Source organism: Mycoplasma sp. 4044 (genome assembly GCF_053851695.1).
The window spans coordinates 1-26517 of sequence record NZ_JBSQBD010000004.1 but is presented as its reverse complement, the minus strand read 5'-3'; the positions used below and the strand labels follow the sequence as shown (position 1 = coordinate 26517).

At 28.4% G+C, this 26517-nt stretch carries 6 protein-coding genes; all 6 read right to left on the bottom strand.

Going from position 1 to position 26517, the window contains the following annotated elements:
* Positions 1–106 precede the first annotated feature (106 nt).
* Positions 107–6814 carry a hypothetical protein gene (locus ACWXVN_RS02960; protein ID WP_455979062.1) on the bottom strand — a complete coding sequence of 2236 codons (6708 nt, stop codon included), beginning with the start codon at positions 6812–6814 and terminating at the stop codon, positions 107–109.
* Positions 6815–7222: 408 nt separating this feature from the next.
* Positions 7223–10465, bottom strand: coding sequence for a hypothetical protein (locus ACWXVN_RS02955; protein ID WP_455979061.1), 3243 nt, complete (start codon positions 10463–10465; stop codon positions 7223–7225).
* A gap of 563 nt (positions 10466–11028) precedes the next feature.
* A complete protein-coding gene (locus ACWXVN_RS02950; protein ID WP_455979060.1) occupies positions 11029–16692 on the bottom strand; it encodes a hypothetical protein in 5664 nt (1887 codons plus the stop codon).
* 123 nt (positions 16693–16815) lie between these two features.
* Positions 16816–20661, bottom strand: coding sequence for a ZmpA/ZmpB/ZmpC family metallo-endopeptidase (locus ACWXVN_RS02945; RefSeq protein ID WP_455979059.1), 3846 nt, complete (start codon positions 20659–20661; stop codon positions 16816–16818).
* Positions 20662–20739: 78 nt separating this feature from the next.
* The gene (locus ACWXVN_RS02940; RefSeq protein ID WP_455979058.1) at positions 20740–25302 is read right to left on the bottom strand and encodes a hypothetical protein; all 4563 of its coding nucleotides are present in this window, start codon (positions 25300–25302) and stop codon (positions 20740–20742) included.
* 414 nt (positions 25303–25716) lie between these two features.
* The gene (locus ACWXVN_RS02935; RefSeq protein WP_455979057.1) at positions 25717–25989 is read right to left on the bottom strand and encodes a hypothetical protein; all 273 of its coding nucleotides are present in this window, start codon (positions 25987–25989) and stop codon (positions 25717–25719) included.
* Positions 25990–26517: the final 528 nt, after the last annotated feature.

Here is a 26517-nt window from a genome sequence, read left to right as displayed (position 1 = left end):
ATGCAACAAATTTTTAACATATGCAGATTTAGAATTAAAATCTAAACTACTTTTATGTAGTATTCTATAAATGATAAAAAAAACAAGCCTTTAGGCTTGCTTAAAATTAATTTAAAGTTGGAGTTTTTAGTTGATCTAATCTATCTAAAATTGCTTGTCCTTTAGTTAAATCGTCTAGGAATTTTTGGGCATCTTTAGCTGCATAAGGTGGAATTGTATATGTTACTTTATTTGTAACATTATCTCATTGATCAGCATTAAATAATTTCTTAAATTCTGCTAATTTTACTTGGAATTCTTTATATGCTGAACCTTCCTTATCAACTATAGCTTCACCATAAGTTTGATATTGTTGTGCTTTTTGGTTCGCTCATTTAACAACTGCTTGACTTCAATAATTAGTAAATTCATAGTACATGTAGTTGTTGTCTTTATTTCATTTGTATTTAGTTCATGATCTAACCAGTTTAGCATTGTCTGCTGTTGAACTTCCTGCTACTGTTGGCATTGCTGCGTTGTAAATCGCTTCAACGTTATCAATAATTCTTTGTAAATTATTTACTGTAGTTTCAGTTTTTACTAAGTATTTTCAGTATTGATTTAAAGGATCTAAAGCTGCCATTAGTGCTGTGTTATTTTCAGTTCCACTATTGATTTGATTACTGTCGTCATCAAAAACATAATCTTGCGAGCTATCAATTGTTGAAGGAGTTAATGTTTTAATTTGTTCATATAATGCTTTTAATTTTTCGTTAGCTTTAATTTTTTCAAAGACTTCATATCAAGCAAGTGAGTCGTTTCTTTCTTTATTACCAAAAGATCAGAAGGTATCAAGTTGAATGATATCAAACATTGCTTTTGGTAATTTAGCCATTAATTCATCAGTATTCGAACCATGGTATAAGTTATGTTTTTGACCACCAATAGCATCTTCTTGGTATCTGAAGTTATATTTGTAATCATTGTATGCTTTTTTAACTAATTCAATGGCAGAAGTGATAAATTCTCCACCAGTTCATGTTCTTACGACATCACCAGGTTTAAATAAATCATAGTATTTTAGATATTCGTAAGCTTGTTTGTAATATAGACCTTCTTGTGCACTGAAGGCTTTTTCGTTATAGAAATTATTTAAAATTTCATAACCTTGTAATTGATCATCATTAATTTTGTTGTCACTTGTAGGTTGTAATGAAGCAAGTTTTGCTATGTATTGTTCTAGTTCAGCATTATTATGAGCATCATAAGAAGCTTGTCAGTTAGTTTTTACTTCTTGGATGATTTGTTCGTATTCATTTTTAGCAACTTGAACTTTATTTCTTTGCTCTTGGGTTAGTGTTTTTGCATATTCACTATTAGTATTTGCTGAACCGTTGATTAAAGCATCAGCAAAGCCATTGTACTGATTAGAAATGTTTACAATATCTTGTTTAATTTTAGCTTTATTATTTTCTAGTTTTATTTTATTTAAAAGATCTGATTTTTGTGAATATGTTGAATTAGTGTCGTTAACTTGATCTTTAATTTCATTGTAAAAAGTTTCTAAAGGTTGAACATAGTGTGAATCTTGATATTTTAAATCACTAATGTAGTTTGCCATTTGATTGTAAGCACTTAATAAGTGTGCTTGAATATCAACATTCTTAGCAGTAGCTTTTTCTTTAGCATCGTTTAATTCACTGTACAAGATGTTTGCTAGATTTGTAATACGCATGAAACTTTCTTGTTGCTTGTATTGTTCAAATTTGGCTTTAGCATTATCTCTTGTAGTTTCTAGATTTTGTTGAATTTCAGTATACATTCCACTTGTGTCGGAAGCTAGAAAATCGATGTATTGATTTACTTCATTTAGTCTAGTTTCATACTTATTAATTGCATCTACTAGTTGGAATTTTCTAATTGCAAGAATTAATTTTTTGGCTCCTGCTATTAATTCATCATCAAAAGCAGTTTGTGATCTAGCAAGCAGATTACTTGCCTCATCAATTGCTGCAGTCAAGTTATCAGATTCACTGTTTGAATCCAATCTTAGTTTTGTTTCTTTCGCGTTTATGATAACACCTCTTAAGCGAACAGCATATTTAACGCTGTTTAAGAATAATTGGATGTTATCAATCGATTGTTGAATGTTATCGATACTTCCTTCATCTTTAACTTCATTTTTAACTAATTCATCATTAGTTGTTTGCATTTCATTCAATTTTTCGATAATTCATTTGATATCTTCAAAGTTTTCAGGTGATCTACTGCTACTTGAAGGGTTTGTTACTACATATCTTAGTCCAGTTGTATCTAAAATAACAACATTTAAGGTTCTATAGTATTCAGTTAATTTGTCTAATAATTTTGCATATGGATCAAAGTCGGTTTTAATTAAATTTAATTGATCTTCTGTAGTAGCATCATTAATTCTTGTATAGAATTTATCTTTTACTGATGTTGTAAATGAAGTAATGTAACTTTCGCTTCTTTGTGCTAGTAATTCATTAATAGCATTATCTACCATTAATCTAGTTTCTAAACGAAGGGCTTCAAGTTGTGATTGTTTTTCTAAGTCATTGTAATCACTTAGATATGGATCTACTTGTTCTTTTTGTACACCCGATTGAGACTGTAGGCTGTGTAATTCTTCAGTTTTTGTATCGATTTTACTATTGATATTTGTTAAGTTAGTATATTCAGTTGTTCCTGATGAAGCTTCAAGTAATTTTTGATTATTTTTTGTTTGCAATTCATCAAAAGAATTGATTAACAACTGAATTCTTTGGCTCATTTCAGCTTTATAGTACTCGATATAAAATTCCATTGCCTTATATTCTTTTTGTAACTCATCGGTTGTTTGTCTTAATGTGTTAATTTCATCATTGTTGTTTAAAGTTTGTGCTTCTAACTGAGTATTAAGTTCAGTTCTTTTTGTTTTAGCTTCTTCAACTCTTGAGTTTAAATTAGTTAGTTTAGTGGTTAAGTTGGCATCTGAAGAAGGAGTGTTTGCTTTAAGTTGCTGACTCAAGTTAGTTAAATCTTGTTCAATAATAGCAAGTTGCGCTGCTCAATAACTATGTGTCAATTGTGTGTTAGCATTATTGATATTATCAGCACTTCCCGATGTTGTTAATTCATTTGAAACTGCTGTTGTTAACGAATCAATATCAGATTCAAGTTGACTAAATTTAGCAGGTTTTTGGTCAAGATTTGAGTATTTTTGAATGAAATTGTCACTAATATTTTGTTTATTAGTTTCAAAAGCATCATTTGCTTGTGCTAATAATTTAGCATTTTCAACAACGCTTATAACATTATTAGCTTGTTGTTGAGTAAGTTGATCTGAATTTAAAACTTCTCTTTGACTGCTTACAATTGAATTCAAGAATTTTACTGTTGTTGCAGATGAGTGTCCACTCCGAATTAATGGTTGTAATGTTCTTAAACTTAATCAAGCACTATTTTTTAAAATTGCAAGATTGTATTTATTGTTATAACTTGTGTAATTTGATTCGAAATTGCTTGCTGTTGTGTCAGTGGCATCATTATTGGTTATGTGCGAATTTATTGCTTCTATATCAGTATTAACTAGACTTAATAAATCACTCAATTCTTCTTTTACTTCAGGAGAAGTAGATTCTTCTTGAACTTTAGCCGAAATTTTATCTTTCAATGAGTTATCTTTTTCTAAGATTGCTTGCATTTTAGCTTTTAAGTAAATTAGGTCAAATTTAGAAATTATTGCCGATGCATCTTCGGCAGTTTTTTCATCATTGTAAATAACTGTTTTCCATTCTTGCAACAATGTGTCACGACTTTGTTTTAATTCTTGGATGAATGCTTTCTCTGGTGTTGCTTGATTTTGATTAATTAGTTGTGTAATTGCTTCTAACTTAGCTTCTAAACCTTCAGCTTTAGCCTTTGCTATTGCTTTTTCTAAGTTAATAACTGAATTTTGCAACATAACTGTTGTTGGATTTTCTAAATTAGTGTATTTATCAATTTGGCTACTTAGATACTCAGTTGAAAAAGTTTGTGAGTATTTTTTGATTGCTTCTAAAGTTGTTGAAGCATCACTTTTTACTTGTTCGAAAGCTGTTTTTACTTGTTTAGTAACATTATCAATTTCAGTGTCAATATTTGCCTTAATAGCATCTAGACTTTCAATTGCATCAATGTATGGCTTATCATCTTGACTGTTAATATTTGCATATTGGTTTAAAGATGTTTCGAACTGAGTAATTTTTTGACTAGAATCTCATTTTTGAGTTCAATTATTTAATGCTTTTAAATTATTAAGAGCATCAGTTGCTTCTTGTTTTGCTTGAGTGTAGTTGTCAACGATGGTAGCGTGGTTTTGTTGTCTTTGTGTTTTTGCTTCATTTACTGCATCATTAATATTTTTAGCTGCTTGAGTATATTGTTCATTTGTAGCATCTTGATTTAAATTGTTTTGACTTAAAACGACATTAATTTTTTGTTGTTCAGCATTTGTATCATCTTGAGAACTTTGTAAACTTTGTAGATACTCATTAGCATCTTGTTTTGCTTTTTGGTAGATTTTGGCTGCTAATTTGTTTTCTATGTCAGTTACTTTTGTTTCTAAGGTTGTAGTAATTTGTGCTTTTTGTTCATTTGTTGCTGAAGCAAAACTAGATTCATTAGTACTGATTGCACTATTTAAATCGCTTATTAAATCATTAACATCAATATTGCTAATTGTTTGTAATTTGGTTTTAAAGTCATTAGCTTTTTGCAATGCTTTATTATTGTTTTCGTTTAGTTTTTGTTCTTCAATATAAGCATTGATTTGGCTAATTAATGATTCTAAATTAGCATTTTTAGCTTTCAAAGTTTTTAAAGTTTCGCTATCTGAAGCAACATTATTATTGATTGAAGTAGTATACTCATCATTCTTATTAGTTTTTGTTGCTAAGTTTTGTGCTTGTTTAACTAAAGAAGCATTTTGAGTTTTTGATTGTGTTAATGATGTATTAACATCTTGTTTACTTGAGTCTAATTTATCTTTTAGCTGTTTAGTTAGTTCATTTATTTTTTGGACATCTTTTCGGCTTGATGCTTGGGTGTAGTCTTGATTATTTTGTGATACGAATGCATTTAAATCTTGTTTTTGTTCATCACTTAAGTTATCTTGATTGTCACTAATTCAGTTTGAAAGTTCAGTCTTTTGAGCTTCATAGGCTTTTTTAGCATTTTCTAGTTCAAGATTTTTTTGATCTTCTTGCATTTGACTAATTAATGATTCTAGGTTAGCATTTTTAGCATTAATTTCAGATACTTTATCAGTGTCTTGGGCTTTGTTTTCGTTAATTTTTGCAACATAGCCATCTTTATTTTCAAAGCCATTAGCAAGTTCTTGTGCTTTGGCAACAAGTTGAGTGTTTTTATCTTTTGATGCTTGTAAGTCTTGTGCTAGTTTTTGTTGTAATTGTTTAATTTTGTCATCAATTTCATTCTTGATAGCGTCAATTTTTTGCTTATCATTTTCGTTAATTGCCTTTTGTAACTCTTGTTCTTTTTGGCTAAGGAAATCTTTAAGTTCTTGTTTAGTTTTATCATCTAAATTTGAATTGTTATTTTCAAGCAAGTCTTTTAGATTTTTAAGTAATTCGTTGTTTTGATTGATTGATTCACTTTTTTGTTCATCCTGAATTTGTTTGATTAAAGACTCTAGATTTGCATTTTTAGTTTTAATTTGGCTTAATGTGTCTTGCTGTGCTATTTGGTTTGCAGTGATTTGAGTTTCATATTCTGAAGCTTTTGTAGTTTTAGCAGCTTCATCTTTTGCGTTTTGAACAAGTTGTTCATTTTTAGCAATAAGTGATTGTTTTGTATCACTAGCTTCTTTTTCAAGTTTAGCAATTAAGTCACTTAATGAACTATTTTTAGTTTTAAGCTGACTTAAAGAGTCTTGTTCTGAAGCTTTGTTATTTGTAATTTGCGATTGATAATCACTTGATTTTTCAAGTTCAGTTGCCAAATCTTGTGCTTTTGTTACTAGTGAAGCATTTTCGCTATTTAATGATTGCTTTGTATCGCTAATTTCTTTATTTAATTGGTTAACTAAATTAGTCAATGCATCATTTTTGACCTTAATTTGGTCAATAGTATCTTGCTGTGTAGCACTGTTTTCACTGATTTGTGACTCATAATCAGCAAGCTTGTCAAGCTCAGTTGCTAAGTTTTTAGCCTGTGATTGCAAGTCAATGTTTGTTTGAGTTAATTTTTCTAATTCTTCTTTAACTGATTCTTGCAATTTCTTAATTTCATCTTGAATTTTCTTGTTTAGCTCATCAAGTTTTTTAGCATCCTGGTTTTTGATTGCTTCTAAAAGATCTTTTTGATTTTCATCAAGCAATTTTCTTAGTGCATCTTTAGTTTTTTCATCAAGATTTTGCATATTTTTTTCAAGCAAGTCTTTTAATTGTTTAGTAATTTCATCGTTTTGAGCTTGCAACTTTTCTTGATTTTGTTTTTCTTCATTTTTCTTAGCTTCTAGTTTTGTTTGCGCGTCTGAAAGTGCTTGTTTTAATTTGTCAGTTGCTAAATCAATTTCACTTTGAGTTTGATATTGCTTGTATTCATCCTGAATTTTTTTGTATGACTTGTATAAATCATCATATTCATTGTTTGAATTATTCGCATCAAGAAAGTCTTTTGCTTGTTTTAATTTTGTGTCTAAATTAGTAAAATTCTTTAAAACAGGTTTAACATCTTTTGCTCTGTTTACCAATAAATAAGTAGCAGTTCCACCTGCTGCGATAATTGCTAATAATGAAAGCAATATAGCATATTTTTTAGCTTTTTTCATTGTCCTCCTTCGACTCAATGTTTTTTAGTATTCTACTAATCTTAAAACAAAAAAAAAAAAAAAGCAAAATTGGTATTTTTTCAGTAAAAATAGGGATATTTTTGCATTTTTTTAGCCTTTAAGTCCATTTTTGAGTCTTTTTTTACTCAGGACAAAATCATTTTGAGTTCAAGGTCAGGTTTTGATTTAGATCACACATTTTGTCAAAAAAGCACAAAAAAAAATAAGTTTTTGTCTACTCTTGAATCCTGATTTTCTTGTTCTAACTGCTTTGAATCTTCTTTGATTATTTGTTTTAGTTGCTTTTATTTAACTAAATCATCATAGAACTTTTGCACTTGATTTTGGTTATAAAATAGTGAAGAAAAAAGCAAGAACAAAAACGTCTTGCTTTGCTACACATTTATGTTAGTTTGTGCTTTCTAATTCTTTTATGTCTTGATCCATTTTTTTAATCAATTCGCTGCAACTAACCAGATAATCATAGAATTTTTCTGAGTCGTATAAATTAACTGTTGACTGCATAGTCATTAAAACTTCATAATAATTGAAAATGTCCATTCCTTCCGGTACTTTTAATTTGTTATTTTCAAATTGCTCATAATGTTTTTTTAAGCGAATATATGGGTCAGTTTCTTTTTTGGAATCTTCATATTTTTTCAAGTAATCTTCATATTTCTTTTTAATACTTTCAAATCAGCCATCATTTTTGTATGATAATCTTGCAAAAAAATTGAAAACTCCATATAAATTATTAAATGCATTGTTAGCACTTTCATCTAAGGCTGCTTCACCTAGGACATATTGTGGTATAAATTCACCACCTAAGTAATAAAGAAGATTCACTTCTTTGTCAACCGAACTTCAATCGTTATTTTTGAGAACATTTTGCGCATATTCAACATTAGCTTTTACATCTGTTTTGGAATACAATTCAAGAATGTTGTCATTTACTTCTCTATAGATTTCTATTTGTTGATTATTAATGTTAGTTCATATTTCGTTAAGAACGCTGTTTTGTTTGATTTTGTTTATTAGATTTAATCACTGCTTTGTGCATTCAATTCGGTTAAGTAGAGTATTTTTTAAATTGATAATCAAATTGTAATAGTAATCTAAAAACACCTTGAACATACTATAAATGTCTTGGATGTTTCTTCTGTTTCCAGCATAAGTGAAGTAATTTCTTACTCTTTTTATTAACTTATTTTTGAATGTTAACAGTTTATTGTTACATAACTTATTGGTTTCTGAATTTGCATCGTCAATATTTTTGTATGAATCAAGTGCTTTATCGATTTTAGCTAAATATTCTTTTCTAATCTTATAGTAGCCATTATCTTCTAATATTTTTTTATAGCTCTCATATTGCTCACTATCAATATTCTTTTCAGCTGTCGGGAATAATGTATTTACCTTATCTAAGTACTCTTTTAGCTTCTCAATATCATTATTTTCATAATAAGTGTCTCAGTCGCTAGTTTCGTCAATTACTTTTTTATATATCTTGTATGCATAATAATCTGTTACATCGATACCATCAAACATTTCGTCTCAAGCATTATAGAATTCATAATGTCATTCTGCATTTTTTAAAGCTTCTTTTAGATTGGTTTTCACAGTTTGTAGTTGTAATTTTTTTCTCAATGCAGCAATTTCTTCGTTTGTTGTTGCTTTTTTGGCAGCATCAGCTATTTCAGCAATTTCGTCACCAAATTCATCATAATAAAGAGATTCATGATTTTTCAGATCAATGTCATGATTTCTTGCTATTTGAATTTCTTTTTCTAGAGAATCAAGTTCAGGATTAGAATTTTCATCAACAACTTCTTTTAATTGTTTAACAGCATCAATTAATTTGTTAACATCCTTAGTTTCTGTGGCTTCATCTTTTTGTTTTTTAGTTTCGTCTAATGTCTTTTGAATTTTATTGGCAACTTCATCATTTTGTTCCGCTTTATAACGTTGAATTAAATTGTTAGCTTTTTGTTCTAATTGTTCGTAATCTTGGTTATTCTTTTCGATTAAAGCATCATTGACAGCGTCATCAAGCTGATGTTTAGCATCACTTATTGCCTGACTGTCGCTTGGATTTTTATTTAATTCTTGATTTAGATTGTCAATTTTTTGTTGCAAGTTTTCTTTTGTCTTACTATTGTCATCCAAGGAATCACGTAATTGTTGAGCATTTTTTAAATCTTTTTCAAAACTGTCTTTAGTAATTTTATTAAGTACATCATTTAGTGCATTTGTAGCGTTTTCATAATCTTTAACATCATCACTAATTACTAAATTATTCTTGTTAATTGTGTCCTGATAACTTTGATATTTTGGATCTGATTTAAATTCATCATCACTTAGCTTTTCTTTTAAATTACGATATGCTTCTGAAGCATCGTTTAGTAATTTATTGTATTTGTTTTTTGCAACAATTAATTGTGTCTGACGTTGTGATTTAACATCTTCAGTTGCTTTTGTAATGTTATTGGTTGCAAAAATAATTTTTGCATTAGTGTTATCGCTATTAACTTCATTTGATTTGAGTGCTTCATTAATTTTGTCAATCAGCGCTTGATTGTCATCTTTTGAACTTTTTAATTTTTCAACTAAACTGTTAGCATCATAAACTACTTTTTCATAATCTACAAGTGAAGATTGTTTTTGACTATTTTCAAGCAATCGTTTTAAGTTGTCAATTACCTTATTTTCATCTTCCAATGAATTAGATGAAGTATAACTTTGCTTGATGTTTTCTAATTCAGTTGTTAGATTGTTTTTAATTTCTATCTTCTTATCATCGTTACTTGCCGATAGAGTATTTGCCAATTTGTTAGCATCATTTAAAAGAGAATCAAAGTTATTTTTGCTATCAATTTCTTGCTGTTTTTGGTTACTCAATTTTGTAATTAAATTTTGTAGTTCAGTATTTTTTTGTGTCAAAATATTATTTTTGTCGTTTTCATTGGCAGTAAGTTCAGTGATTTTTTGAGTGTTTGAGTCTTTATTGTATTTTAAAGACTGGTTTAATTGTTGTGCTTGTGAAACAAGTTTTTTATTTTCTTCTAAAGCTAAATTTTGCTCATCAGATGATTGTTTTTTAACTGAATCTAAAAGATTATTTAAAACTTGGTTTTGTTTATTTAGTGCACCTAAATCTTTATTTTCAAGTGCTTTTGCAACAATTGTTAAATTTTGATCTAAACCTTGTTTTAGTGAATCTTGTACTTCTTTAGAAGCATCAGGATTTTGATTAATTCACTCATTAATTTTTGTTATTAGCTCATCATTTGAATTTTTAGCATTTACTAATTCTTGATTTTGTTGCTGTTTTTTATTTGCAACCCGATTTTTAGCACTTTCTAAAAGATAAGATAGTGTTTTTTGTGCTTCATCAACTTGGTTTTGAGAGTAGTTTTTATACGAGTTATTAACATTATCATATTTGTTTTTCAAGTCTTGAAATTGATTTTCTTCAGTGTTACCATCTAGAAATTGTTTAACTTCTTTTAGCGTTTGTTCTAGTCTTGAAAAGTCAGTTTTATTAGTTTGTTTGCTATCTTGGCATGAGTTAACTAAATAAGCAGCACTTGCTCCAGCTGCTACCACAGATAACAAAGAAACTAATAAGGTTAATTTCTTTGCTTTTTTCATGGGAACTCCATTTTTATCATTTGTTTTGAAATAAATTAAGCTGTAATAAATGCAATAAATTGCATATTTACTTACTTATTTTAAGGCTTTTTGCAAAAAAAAAAAAAAAAATGGTCCTGGTTTAAAAAATGATTTTATTTTGGGTTAGAACAGTAAAGATAAACAAAAAAAGCAGAAGACTTAATTGCTCCGCTTTTTTAATTAATTAGAAGATTTCAATTGGTTGCTATATTTTTTCATTTGTTTGATTAATTCATTTGCTTTTTGTAAATTATCGTAAAAGTTTTGTCATTGATTACGCTCATAAAGCGATTTTCCGTTTGGGAATCTTGATAGTTTGTTTTTGATGGGAGTTAACCAAATAAGCAATTGATGCGCCTGCAACGGAAATTGATAATGCAGAAACTAGTAGTATTTATTTGTTTGCTTTATCCATAAAATTTCTATTATTTTTTGCAAAAAACATTTTTGCAGTACTATAAAGTTTACTTGCTACAAGGTGCAAAATTGCAAATAAATAAAAAATCAAGGCTAAGTTTAACTCTTGCCTTGATTTTGTGATATTAAGATGTAGTTGATGAAGATTTTAATTCGTTGTAAAGCTCTTCCATCTTTGAATATATTTTTTTGGCCTTTTCAAGATCATCATAGAATTTCTGGTATTCATCCGGACCATAAGGCCATCCATCAGAAACAGTAGCTGATCTGCGGTTAAATAATGTATCTTGTAAATTTTGGTATTGCTCTTTAAAATCAACGTACTTTTCATTCGACTTGTCTCGGTAATTATTTATTATTTCAATATATTTACTACTTATAATATTGAAATTTCATCTATTTCCATAGTTAAAAATATCACCAAGGTATGGAATAATGTTATATCCTATTTGTTCTTCTTTTTGAAATATTACATATTTTGTTGTTTTCAAAATGAATTTATATTTTTCCTCTATGCTAGCTGTTGAGGATATTGTTGAGCTATATAGTTCATTTGCAAAGATAGCACGAAAGACATCAAGCGCTCTTCTAAAAATGTTATCAAAATTTTCTGGGGTTACACTTGACACTTGTAGAAAACTCAAGTCTAATGTTTTGAGTCAATTTTTATAATAGTTAAGCAAATCATCAAAATTTGTATTCAAAATAACTTTTTCATAATTAATATGTTCTTCAATTCAAGAAAGTGCACTTTTATCTTTTTTGCTGTAGAAATCATAAAGACTTTTATTTTGAACGAAGCTATCATATGTTTGTATTCATTTTTTAGAATTTTCTAGTCTTGTTTGCAGGCTGTTTTCGAAATTTGCAATTTGAATGATAGTCCCGAAAGTTGTTATAAGTTCATAATTGTCAATATATTTGGTATCGTAATCAGCTTTTTCTTTCATGTATTTAAATCTATAGATATCATAATTTTCTGAATTTGTGTTGTATAGTAAGTCTTTTCTCTCGGTAATAATATGATCTACCATGCTATCTAAAGCTTTAGTTCCTATTATTTGTATTAATGCACTTGTATCTTTTATATTCTTGTATATTGAAATGTAATTATCAATTGAATATAGTGGGTTTGGAGTACCAACCATGCCATACAGAACATCTTTTTCTCTAATATTCAATAGTGATTTATATCCTTTTAATTGATCAACATCTTGCTTATTTTCCTCTGTAGGAAACATTAACTCTGTTTTCTTCAAATATTCTTTTAATTTATCAATATTGTTTGACTCATAAGAAGCTTCTCAACCAGAAAGTGAACCTATAATATTTTTGTATATTTCATTGGCATGTCTTATTTTTTCATTATCAGGTTGTAGGTATCATGGACTAATTCTATTATCTAATATCTTTTCAACAAACCCATCATAATAATTGTGTGCTAAATATAGGTTTTGTTGAAGCTGAGTTTTAACTCTGTTTAGTTCAAGTTTTTTTCTTAGGCTATTTAGTTTGTTGTAAAATAAATTGTTTCCTTTAGCTGAATCATAATTGATAGCAGTTTCTGTTTCTGCAATGTAATTTTGAATTTGTTCTACAAAAGGAGATAATTTGTCTTCTAAATCAGCTTTTACTGTTTTAGCTGTTGCAATTTCATTATTTAATGAATTTAGAGCAGCAGCGTTAAGCTCTCTTACTTGTTCTACCACTTTTTGCATTTTTTCATGTACTTCGTCTAATAATAGAATAACTGGATTAAATTCGTAAGAATCTAGCAATGGTTTAATGATGGTGTCGTAGTCAATTCTTTTTAAACCATCCTCAACTTGCTTAATGAATTCAGCATTAGCAACAGGATCATCATTTTTTAATTCATCTATAAATTCCCTATGCTTTCTAGCTTCAACCGTAGACTCAATAAGCCAAGCTCATGAACTACGAATCTTTTTATATATTTCCAAATAATTTTCGTATTTGTTATCTAAGTCAACAAATGTGTAATTTGTGTTATTTTCTAGCAGTTCTTTTCAACCACCAATTAAACTCATGTATTTGTCATAAATGCTTAATCCAGAATTTTTTAGCCATTTAAAAGCTTTTTCTTCTACAAACTTCATTCTAACCTTCCACATGTTAGAAATTGCTATTCTTGCTTTTTCGTCACATGTATCTTTTAGATTAGTTAGAAGAGCGGCAATTTTTTCATTACTTCCATTTTCGTTTGCTTGTTTTTCTGCTTCTGAAGTGAAAACGTCTATATTTTTTAACATCTCTTCGGTGTAGTCCAATTTAGGCCAGTTGTCATTAATAATTAATTCACCTCTTTTATATTCTTCGAAGACTTTTTGGTAAGAGTTTGCATATAAGTAAAATGAATATAGATTTTTTGCTAATTTCTGATTTTTAGTTAACTCTTGAGAAGTTTGTTCAAGAGTGTTGTATGTAGAAGAATTATTGTCAATTATTGATAAATACTTATTTTTACATTGCTCAGTAAATGTTTTGAAGGCTTGTCAAATTTCATTATCATCAGTTTCAAAATTCGAGAATTCGTTGTTATTTTTTCTTATTTCTTGTCTTAAATACTCTAATTTTGAAGAAGCTAGCAAGTCATTATATTTTTGCAATAAGTCATTGTATTCAGTTCTCTTTACTTCGTCAGTTTCCATCAAGGTATCTATAGTTGTTATTTTGGTGTTGATTTGTTGATTGATGTCAGTTAGGTTGACATGTTCAAGAACCTCTGAGTTTGAATTTTGTAACTTTTCAGTATTTGTTTGACTCAACAGACTGTACTTGTTTTTAAGATTTTGTAAGTCAATTTTGTATTGTTTTTTCTCTGCAGTTTTTAAAGCATTTTCTAAGTTACTTGATGCTTGTGAAAGAGTGCTGGTTTGGTTATTTAAATCCAAAATTACAGGTTTATTTTCATTTAGAACACTATTCAATTCTTGTTTTGTGCCTTCGTCATAATTTTCATTAGCAAGAAAATCATCAATCTTTTTAATTCAATTTAAACCTTGGTTTTGAATTGATACTTTTTGCAACATTGTGTTTGAAGAATCGATAGTATTTTGAACTGATTTAATTTGTTCTTCAGTGATATTATCAGCTTCTAAAAGTTTGTTAACTAAGTCTAAATTTTGTTGAGCAATTTGTTTTAAAGGACTCAAATTTTGTTTTGGAATGTCGTTATATTCTTTTGTTAGTTCTTCGGTGACTTTTGTTAGAAGTTTTTGGCTAGGTTCTTTCAAAAGAGCTAGTTTTGCTTTTAAAGAAAGAAGTGACATTTGCTGGGTAGGAATAACTAAATCATCACTAGTTTTCGCATCATCATTTAAAAGTTTGTTAAACTGGTTTTTTAATGCAGAAATGTCAGATTCTAGTTTTGTAACATAATCTGGTTTAGGATCTAAGTTAATATTTTTTAATGATTCATCAGCTTGCTGTGCAAATTTTTCAAATTCTTGCATTTTTGTCGCTTTATAGTAAGCATTTTGTAATTTTTGACTGGAAGCATCATAAATTTGTGTTGTTGGGTTTTTGAAATCACTGTTAGCTTTTATAACTTTATCAAAATAGTTGAAAATATTAGTTTTATCTTGATTTTCACTTTGCAATTGTTTATCTTTTGCTAGTCACTTTTCATAATTTTCTTTTGATAAAGTTTCAAGTTCTTTAACACGTTTCTTGGCATCTTCCACAGCTTTATTTAAAGCCAAAATTGCTTGTTCATATGGTTTTCTGTAATTGCTATCGACGCTATTGTTTTGTTCTATTGCTTGTGAAAGGTTTTTAATTGCTTCAGATAGTTCATCTTTTGGATTTTCAGCATTCAATTTCTTTAAAAAGCTAAGAGCTTCATTAGCATTATTAAGTGCTTGAGTGTAACTTGTTTTTACTGTGTTTAATTTGTTTTGTAAAACAGCTTGAATTTGGCTAGTTGTTGCGTTTAATTTTTCTGTACTTGCAACGTATTGAGCTACAGTTGCATTATCGCTAAAAGTATTCGAATTAATTACTTCTGGAAGTTGAGTGTTATAAGGGTTATTATTATCAGGAGAATCTTGGATAAATTGATTTAGACTTTTAGCATCATTTAGTGCTTTTAGATATAGACGCTTATTAAAAGTGGTTTCGTTTCTTGTAACGGCTTGATTCAATGAATCAATCAAACCTTGTTTTTGACTTAAGTCAGCTGATGGGAAGCTATTTTTATCTTTTTCTATTTCGTCATTTAAATCTTTAATCAAATCATCAGTTTTGACAGTTTTATTGGCTTTTAGTTTAGCCAAAAGTTCATTAGCTTTTTGTAAGGCCAACTCGTTTTGAATATTCAGGCTTTCTTCTTTGTTTTTATTATCTTGTAATTTTGAAATTAAGTCTTCTAGTTGTTTATTTTTTTGTCCTAAAGTTTTTATTGAATCCGAGTAATTTCCCTTATTGTTTTCAATTGTTTTTTGGACATCTTTATCATTTTTATCTTTATTTAAATCTTGTGCTTGTTGTGCCAATTGTCTATTTTTTGCTAAAAGTTGTTGCTTTTTAGTGTCGACTTTGTTTTTAGTATCTTCTAAAAGCTTTTTCAAATCTTTGGTTAAATCATTGATCTTTTTATCATCTTTTGAATTGATTGCATTTTGTACTTGTTTTTGATTTTCATTAATTTTGTTTTCTAAATCTTCTTTTTCATTTTTATCTAGATTGTCTTCATTATCTTTAATTCAAGAATTCAAGTTATTTAGTGCTTGCTTATTATCTTCAATAGCCTTTTGTAAATCTTGTTGTTTTTGCTGCATTGCTAAAAGTTTATTTTTAGCTTTTTGCAATTCATCTTGCAATTCTTTATTGCGAGTATCGATAACATCCTGGCTTTTGTAACCTTCATATTCACTGTTGATTGATTGGTATTTGTCTTTTAACTCTTTGAAATCATTGTTTTGATTATTTTGTGTTAAAAACTCATTGCTTTCTTGCAATGTTTTCTTTAAAGTTTCAAAATCAAGAACTGGCTGATCGTCTTTGTTTTTACTTTCTTGTAACTTCGATATTAAGTCTTCTAGTTGTTTATTTTTTTGCTCTAAAGTTTTTGTTGCGTCTTTGTCATTTCCTTTATTGTTATCAATTGCTTTTTGACTTTCTTCATCATTTACTTCTTTGTTTAAGTCTTGTGCTTTCTGCATTAACTGTTTATTTTTGGTCAAAAGCGATTGCTTTTTATTTTCTAAATTCTTTTGTGCGTCTTCTAAAAGTTGTTGCAGCTCTTGAGTTAAATCATTGACTTTTTTATCATCTTTTGCATTGATAGCTTCTTGAGTTTTATTCTGATTGTCATTAATTTTGTTTTTTAAATCTTGTTCTTCATTTTCTTCTAGGTTGTCTTTGTTATCTTCAATTCAAGAATTTAAATTTTCAAGACTTTGTTTGTTGTTTTCAATAGCCTTTTGTAAATCTTTTTGCTTTTGTTGCGTTGCTAAAAGTTTATCTTTGGCTTTTTTCAATTCATCTTGCAATTCGTTATTACGAGTATCGATAATATCCTGACTTTTGTATCCGAAATATTCATTGTTAATTGTTTGATATTTATCGTTTAGAGTTTCAAAATCATTATTTTGATTGTTTTGAGTTAAAAACTCATTGCTGTCTTGCAATGTTTTACGTAAGGTTTCAAAATCTTTAACAGGCTCATTTTCAACACTTTTAGCACTTAACAAATAGGCTATTGAACTACCTGCTGCAATAGCACTGAGAAGTGATAACAAAATGGCATATTTTTTGGTTTTCTTCATAATTCTCCTCGCTTTTAATATTTAAGAAATATTATCACAAAAAAAAAAAAAAAGTAATGTGCCTTTAAAAGGTGAAACATTACTTATTTTGAGTACTTTTTTAAGTTTTTTTGTGCATTTAAATTACTTTTTAAACATCGAGGTACGAAAATCATTAGTTGCAAAAAGGTATGCTTTAAATAAGAGTTTTTTAAGTCTATCATATTCACCTGAACCTAGTTTTGCTAGTGTTAGATTTTTGTTGTCATAAGTAATTGCTTGATTAATTAAATTTTCAAGCTGAGCAACATTATTAATTATGATTTGTTGATCGGTGATTTCTTTACCAAGTTCATAATTGATAGTTATAGGTTTAATAAAATTCTGAGCTGCTTTATAAGCATTGTTATACATGGTCTTTTTAAAGTCAGATCAACTATTAAATTCATCTTTTAAAATAGCATCGAAAACTTGCTTATCGGTAACAATTTTTTGGTCGTAATAATCTTTTAAAGCGATTGCTAACTGATTCGAAACATAAGGAATAAACCCATTGTAATATCCCTTGTAGGCTAGTAATTCGAAAGCCATTCTTTTGAACATAAACGATCCAGGAGCGCCCTTTGGATTGTCAAGGGCTGCTCATATACTATTAGTCAAGCTCACTTCATTATATTCATTTCTGGAAAAGAAACTAGTTTTACGATTTTGATTTCTAATAGAAACGATATTGTTATCGACAAGATCATCAACAGTTTTTAAATTGTTAATAAAATCATCAGATAAATTCATGTCAATTACATTATTAGCATGTGAATAATCATTGTTGATTTTTTCTAATTGATTTGATACTTGGAAAAATAATATTTTCTTTGTTTTAAGTGGTTGTTTTAGAAGACTTTTTGCTTCTAGATATTCGGTCAAATAAATAAAGTCAAAAACATTATGCATATAGTTTTGCAATGCTTTGTCACTGCTAAATTTACTTAGCGGATTTGAAACTTGGTATCGTTGTCTGTTGTTAAAATCAGTTTCAAAAGAAAAATTAATACCGATTATTGACTCATCAAACATTGGATTTTGCAACAAACCTTGGGCATAGGCTTCAGCTCCCATTCCGCTTCTTCGTCCATAACCTAAAAAGTACGTACTTCCATCTAAATTATGAGTCGTTTCGTGTGTAAAAATAGCATGTCCGTCGGCTGTTAATATTTTTCTGAAAGTGAAATAGTTTTCATGACTTATTGCATAAGCACCAGCTGTATATAAATATTTAATTCCTTTGTTAATAGGACTAAAAAATTCTTCAATTGAAGGGCAAGACGAATTTAAATCTTGTCACCCTTCAGAATTTTCAATGTTACTTTGTTTAACAAATAAATAACCGTCGAATGTGTTTACATAATCAAATAATTTAGTTCTATCTTGTTTGTTTAATAAGTGATATCAGAAATCAAAATAATTACTTTGTCACTTGGCAGCATTGTTTATCATAGTATGAATGTTTTGAATATTATTTTGGACGTTTACATTGTCATTTAAATCAAAATATCGTTCATATGAACCAAAAGAAAGTGAAGATAAGGTTGAAATTATGTACATGCTTTCTTTTGATAAAGTTAACAAGGGCAATAACATTTGACGATATTTAAACTTAGAATCACTAATCCTATCAAACACTCCAATACTGTACGGCTGGTTAGCTTGCATTTGCAATATTTTTAGTTCGCTATCTGAAGAAAAAGCCTCAACAATATATGCTTTTGAAGACTGTTTTAGTCATTCATTATTCGAAAGATTGGGCACTAACATTTTTCTAGTATCAACAATAAAGTCAAAAAGCGATTTTTTATCTAGTTTAGTTGCTAGAGACTTCAAAAACATTTCCACATTTAACTCTGGTTTGAAGAAAGAAAAATCAACTTGACTAACTTCTATTAATCAATCCAATAAACTAGTGGTTTGAATATGTCAGAAATGTTTATAAAAAATAAGTAATTTTGTCAAGTGAATTCCTGCAAAATCTATTGAATACCATCTATCAAAATAAGAGTAGTTAAACAATATGCTAAAAGAGTTTTGAGCTAATTTTTGTGCATAAAACGAAGTAATATCTTCACTATTTGCAGCTATTGCATTACTTTCAAGAATGTCTTCTAGGATTGTCACTATATTTTGCTTGTTTTTCAAAATTGTTTTTTGCAAATGCAGTGAAGAAGAAACATCAACAAAATTTGAATCAAGATTGAAATGATTTTTTATTTGTTGCCACGAAAAATCTAGACTCATAAAGTCATCTTTTACTTTTTTAATAATATTGTCAGATTTTAGGTTTGAAACTAGTGGTTGATAATATAAATCTAGTCCAGATATTTTGTACTGATAACGTTTTTGCAAATTTGCATTGTTTTCAAGACTAACATTCACTTTTTCGACAAATCCATCTTCATATCTGATTAGGATTCTATTAATATCTGAGTGATTTTTGTTTAAATTGACAACAACTTCATTTTCATTCAAAGGAACAACTGATGTGATTTTTTTGCAAGCTATATTGCTTTTTATATCAATTTTGTTTGCTAGTGAAATTGTTTGTTCTTCAGTCAGGAATGGAGCTAATAAACTAACATTTTGATAAGCAACAAGGTTATTTTCTTTGTATGCATCATTTTTGCTAAAATCAACATTTCGTTGATTCAAATTTTTAATATTTTCCGGTTGTTGATTACCAAGTGGCAAAAAGATAAATTCTGATGTTTTAACTAAGTTTAAGTTGCTTATATCAAAGCTTACTTTTAAAAGGTTTTGAAATTTCGAAATTTGAATGATAGGAAAATAAAAAGTGTGATTTTGTGTAAAAATTTCAATAAAAATGTTGTTTTTTGGTATTTTAGAAGAATCTAAATTTGAAATAGACTCATATTTATTGTTAGCATTTTTATAGTAAATTTTTGCATTCAAAATGTTGTTTAACGGTACAACTAAAGAGTCTGAAGACAGTTCTATATCTTTAGAATGTGGTTGTTGTTGCTTAACAAAATTTTCAAGCTCATTTTGCTGAAGTTTAATAAATGAAATTGTATTTTTATTGGAGCATAAATTACGTTTCAAATCCTCAATTTTTTTGCTAAGTTTTGACTTAAAAGTATTTCATTCTTCTTGATTAAGATTATCATCTTTTGGTAAATTGATCAGTTTTTCAAATCTTGAAAACAACTTAGTTAAAGACTCATTTATTTCAGTGTTGTAGAAGCTTTTTAGATTAGAAATTTGATTTTGTATGTCTTGCAAGGCTATTTCATCATTTTGAAAATCAAGTGTTATTTTACTTAACGTTTTCTCGATGTTCGTAACATATAGTGGTTTTAATTTTTCTTGAGCAAAAAAGTTCAATAAATTAGTTCTTACTAACGAAGAAAAGATTTGAAATTCTTGAAGTAGATTTAGCTTTTGGGTGAAATAATTTTGTCTATCATGATCGGCATGTTCTGGGTTTATATCTGTTTTAGATTTACTTGGTGCATTTTCATTATCCTGGGTCTTTGTGTCAGTGTTGCTTGTGTTGTTTTCAGTGTTATCACCAGTGTTTTTAATATTTTCCGGATTAGTAATATTATCCTCTTTATTAATGTTTTCACCCTGTTTTTCATTGCTGTCAGAATGTTTAGTTTGCTTAATTTCTGAAAATTTTTTAGCAGTGGATTCTGCTAGATCGTTAATCAATTTCACTGTGTTATCAACTTGATCTTGGTTGTATATTTTTAACTCTTTTTGCACCTTTTCGAGCAACTTTTGCAATTCAGCAATTTCCAAACTATTGGCATTATTTTTAACTAAAGTTTCAGCACTTTTGATTGCTTGCAAAAGTTTTGTATAATCAACAACTAATTCATTTGTGTTTTTGCAAGATAACACAAACGATCCTAAAGATAGTGATGATAATGATAAAAATATGCTTGATGTTATTCAAATCTTTTTTCTTTTCGTCATTTTATTCCTTAATTATTAATTAAATTATAGTGGTTTATACAAACAAAAAAGCACTTAGGTTTTGCTAAGTGCTAAATGTTAATTTTCTGTTGAAAGTGAATTAATTAATGAATCAAGAATATTGAAAGCTTTATTAGCCTTTTGCAACGAATCGTATGTTTGAGTATATGAATTGTCATCAAGATTTTCTTGTTTAACTGAAGCTTGATCATAGTAATTTTGTGCTTCATCTAGTTTCTGCAAAACATCAAAGTATTTTGATGATAGTTTGTTTTCAATTTGTTGTGCTTTTTGTTTGATTTCGCTTACTTTTTTATTATATAAATTCTCAATAACTAGATTTATCTTATCTTGTGTTGATATTATAGCCTGGATGAAGTCATAAGCATTTTTGCTTTTGTTTGTCATATATCCATTTTCATCTTCATAATACTCTCTTAATTGTCACTCTATTCATCAACCTAGTTCTTCATGTTTTGCATACAACTCAGCAACCTCTTGATGATTTGCTTTGATTTTATCTTCTCTGCCTGTTTTTATGAAATCACTATTATCCATTGATGAATAATTTTGAAGTGAACTAATCGATTGATTAAAATCACTATTCTGTCTTAGCTCATTTAATAGAGAATCATTCACATTATCTTGCTGTAAACTATTTATTAAATTCTCATAACTTGATGCAAGATGTTTTATTCTAGTTATAACTGTTCCATCTTTATCTGTGTGTAGAAGAATAAATGTGTAAAATAAACATTTTTTAAGTGTTTCGATTGCTTCATTTGGATCGTCTTTTCGATCTTCTGCTAAATAGTCACTGTAGTTTATACATGTGTAATCTTCAAATAATGCTTTTTTAATTAGAGCATATTTATTTTTTAATTTTGAAACAATCTCTTCTTTGTTTTGTTCTCAATTAGGATATGAACTATTTAGATCGAAAAAGTCTAAGAATAATTCAAGTGATTTGAATTGTTTTAAATCTTCATTCTTGATTTCGTTGTAATGCTCAACAACTAAATTACTGATATTTCGATATAGTTCTGGGTATTCATTTCGATTGTCATCATCTGCATAATTTACTATTTTTGTTCAACTAGCGGTTTTGTTATATGCTTGTTTAATAGCGTCTAAATCTTGCTCATTGTATGCTTGCTCGATTTTTTTGTAATTAGTATCGATTTTACCAATAATGAACATATGATATCATCCTCTTTTTTCGAAATATTCAGAGTCTTCAGCGCTTCTTCACGTGTCAAAAATGTTTCAACTAGTAATTTGATACAGTTCTGAACTAATGTTACTAAATTTAATTACATAATCATCGGCAACCATTTTTATAATCGCATCTTTAACATCTTGATATTGAGTAGAAGTATTGTAAGAAGCTATTTTTTGTTTTACATCTTGAATATCTTGTTCGACATTAGCTAAGATTCCATGCAAGTCGCTAACATCATTATTTTGTTTGTATTTATTTCAAGTATCAGTTGTATCAACTAAGGCTTTTGTTACTTGTGCTAAAGCAAAAGTGTTAGCAAGTCCTGATTTAAGTGTTGAGTATTCTTGTTTGACTTGTTCCTTAGTTTTAGCTTCAATTTGGGCAATATTGTTAGTTAAATTCAAGTAGTGTGGATAAGCATATAAATAGGTATTTGCTAGAGCTCAAGTTTTAGCTTTTGAAACATCCAATTGTAAGTCTTCATTATCTTTTTCATCTAGAGCAGTTTGGTAATCTAAACCTAGTTGTTTTAAAGTCTGGCTGACAATATCTTTGTTACCGTTGTCATTAGCTTGGCTAAGAACTGTTTGGTCATGGTTTTGAATTTTGGCTTCTAAATCAGTCACGTAACCAGGTTTTGTGTCAGTGTATTTTGATAGAAAATCATTATTAATTTCAGTCTTTTTATCAAAGTATTTTTCTACTTCTTTAGCCAATCCCAATTTATTAGCAAGCGAAGTTGCTAATTGTTTCAACTGATTGAAACTCGAATTTTTGCTATCTATTACACTTAAACTTGTTGCAAGGGTAGGTTGCAATATATTCTTGGCCTGTTCACTGGTAGTTGAAGCATCGTTGTAAAAATCATTAGCCTCAGTGTATTTTTGGCGCGTCAATGAACGTTGTGTTTCAGTTTGAATAATACTTTGATAATCACTAAATGCATTAGCAAGCTTAGTTTCATCTTTATCTGTAACTTTGTTACCATTTAGCAACTCGTTAGCAATTTTTAGTGACTCAGTGATGTTATCATTAACTGCTGTAACAACTGATTTTTCTAGACTATTATCAGTCAGTGTTGGAAGTAAGTTTTGATTATTTTTAAACAAATTACTTAAATCAGAAACTGATTTAGCAACTTTAGTTTTGTTGAAAATTAAAACAAGTTTATCTTTTAAGTTGTCGAAGTTTAAATCGGGGTTTTGGTTTATTGTTTGATTAACATCATCAATTATATTTTTCAATGTCTCAAGTCGATTGTTTCCAATAGCTTGGCTGTTTTTTGTAATTCAATCTTGCGCTTCATTACTTTTGTCTTGAAGTTGAGCTTTTGAAATTGAATTAACTGCTATTTTCAAAAAATTATTAATGTTTATTTCAGTTTGATTTGCCTCATTATCCAAGATTTTTGATTGTAAAATCTTGTCTTCAATTTCTTGGATTTTAGTGTTGATTTCACTCACTAACTGTTGACGCACTTTAGCTTCTTCTAATTTGCTATTTAAAGTTTCTAAAGCTTGATTGTTTTGCGTTTGGAACTGACTCACTTCATCTTTTTTAGCATTTAAACGAATGTGATTAAAATCATTTTCTAGGGATGAAACTACATCTGACATTGCTTGTGAGTTTTTGTTATTTTCATCCAAAAGATTATCAATATTAGTTTGTGCTTGAGTTTTCTTATCAGTAATTTGAGTCTTGTATTCATCGGAAATGCTTAGATTTTGTTCTAACCAGGTATCAATTTCTGTCTTTTCTTTTTCAAATTCTTGATAACTTAGTACTTTGTTGCAAGCATTTTCTAAATTGGCAGCCGCATTGGCATAAGTTTTTAACTCTTGATCTTTTAAGTTACTATTTTCTTGTAATCTTTGAGTCAAGTAATTTTTAAGCTTTTCATTGGTTAAAGTAGTTAGTAATTGCGAAGCAACATTATGTTGTTGCTCGTATCACTTGTGTGCCACATCAGTCAAATTGTTCATTCTTTGTTTGATAGAATCCATATTTTGAGTCAAATTTTGCACTCTTAGATCATATTGCTTGCTATCTTGGCTAATTAAATTATCATTATCCTTAATAGCCTTAATTAGTTCCTGGATTAAGCTCTTTAACTCATCAGTTGACTCGTTTGGCATCGCACTAACAAGGAAGTTTTTTAGTTTTTCAGCTTGCAACAGGGTTTCATAATATTGATTCTTAGACTTAATTAGTCTTCTTTGATATCAATATTCTAGCTCACTTGAAATTTTAGTCAGTGAATATGAAGAATTCTGTAAATCAGTGTTACTTGAATCTTTTGTTTGAATATTGTTATCAATTAATTCTTTAGCTTTTGGTGCTAAATCGTTAGCACCTTCTTGTTGTGCTAAATACGCGTATATTTCATTCGCTTTTTTGCTTGCTAACTGATATTTATTATAGAAAAAGTCGTGCTCAACTTCGTCATTAGTTTTTTGTAATTTCTTAACTTCGTTTCAGCGACTTTCATTGTTAGTTAATTTAGGATAGATTTCATTATTTGCATTTATGGCATCTGTGATTTTATCTTTAAGATTTTCGTTCAAAACATTATTTGACTCGTCTAATTTAGTTTTTATGTCCAAAGCTCTATTTAGTTGTTCTTCATTTGCCTTATTAACTTGTAAGTATTCTTCTTTTCGTTTTTGAAGACTTGTTATTATTGCTGAAAGATTATCATTTTTTGCTTGAATGGTTTTATCATTGTCATCTGCTGCAAAAAAGTTGCTTGTTATTGTTTTTTGAATTGGATCATTTTGCAATTTCAAGTCTAAAACTAACTGACTAGCAGTTTTGAAAAGCGATTGGTTTTGTTCTTTTAAATTATTTGTTTGCGCTAATGAATAATCATCTTTTAATTGATTAAATTTTTGTTCCAATGATTGTGCATACTTCAAAATAGTGTCAATATCTTTATTTTTGTATGCTTTGTTAATAGAATCCAAATCATCGGCTATTTGCTTTTTAAGTTCTTGCCAACTTTGCGGTAGTTTATTACCAAAAACTTGCTCAATATACTCTTGAATAGTTTTTACTAAGCTGTCATTTTCGTTTTTGGCATCATTAAGTTTTGAAACATCGTCCAAAATTTTTCTTAATGCTTCAAATGCATCACTTAACATCTTTTCTAAATATGCACTTTTTTCATCAACTGATTTTTGATCGTAACTTTTATATTGCTTAGAAACTTCTTCATAAATGTTGCGCAACACTTCGAATCCTGGTTGATCTTTGTTTTGTTCCAAAAACGAGTCAACTTTATTAAGAATTTGTTCTAGTTTTGTGTAAACTACTTTCACTCTTCTCTTAGTAGTGTTATAAATAAGGTATGCAATACTTATTGAAATTGCTATTAAACTGAAAGTGCTGACTGAAATCAGCATTTTGCTGCTTTTTCTCATTTTTTCTCCTTATACAATGCAAAAATGTAGCATTGCCATACATAAATTGTAATGCTTGTAAAAAAAAAAAAAAAAAGTGTTAATGTTTATTAACAAACCTGACACAAAAAACACTGGCATTTAGTACTCAAATACTTACTTGTTTATTTATTAGTTATTTCGGTTGAATTAACTCTTTGTGCTATATAATTATTATTATGAAAAATGAAAGTAATAAAGAAAAAAGTTTTCTAAAATACATTGTTATTGGTTCTATTTTATTAGTGGGTTCAATTATTTCTTTAATTGCAATGTTTGCACACTTAAGATAATCAATTCTTTAAGACATTCGCTAAGGCGAGTGTTTTTTTGTCAAAAAAACGCGAGTAATAAGCTCACGGTTTTTTATACTTATGTTTAGTGTTTACTTGGATTTTAGTGTTGTGACAAATTCAGTCCTTCTAATGTTTTGGTTCAAGTATCGTTAACAATTTTTGCTTGTTCTTCTGTTATGTTGTTAAGTTGTGCAAAAACAGGCTCCAACTGAGATTTAAGTGTGTCTCAAATTCCAAGTGATTTGTATGCTGTTACAAGTTTGTCAAGTGTTACTCTTAATTTGTCTCTTTCAGGTGTAGTAGATTCTTTTTTGTTTCCACAAGAGATTACTGGTGCTGAAATAGTAATAACTGATGCTGAGACTAATCCCATCGCTAACAGAGTTTTTTGGAACAAGAGAATTTAAGGGGGCAAAGATAATGTGTTATTAGTCGCACCTATCTTAGTTACCATTATTATACCACAAAAAAAATTTTTCTTATCAAAAAAAACTTTACAAAAAAACAATCACAATTAAAAATAAACTGCAATTAATAAACTCAAAAATTAATCAAGTCAAAAAAATAACAAAACAAAAAAAATACAAGATAAACCAAGAAAAAAATTGTTGTGTATTAATTTATTTTTTCTTTTTCTTTTTCTATTCGTTTTTTTATGCGCTTTTAGCGCTTTTATTTTTTCATTCTTGTATTCTTTCTTTCTATACTTGTTTTTATTTGTCTTTCGACATTATACTTTTATCTTCCTTACTTACAAAAATAAAACTAATTAATAACAATAGAGTTAAATGTTTCTTTTAACTTAATGTAAAGATATTACTATGACTGATACGCGATACCATAACAACAGCATTTTTAATCAAAATTTCTAAACTTGAAATAAAAAAGTGAAAATTCCCCT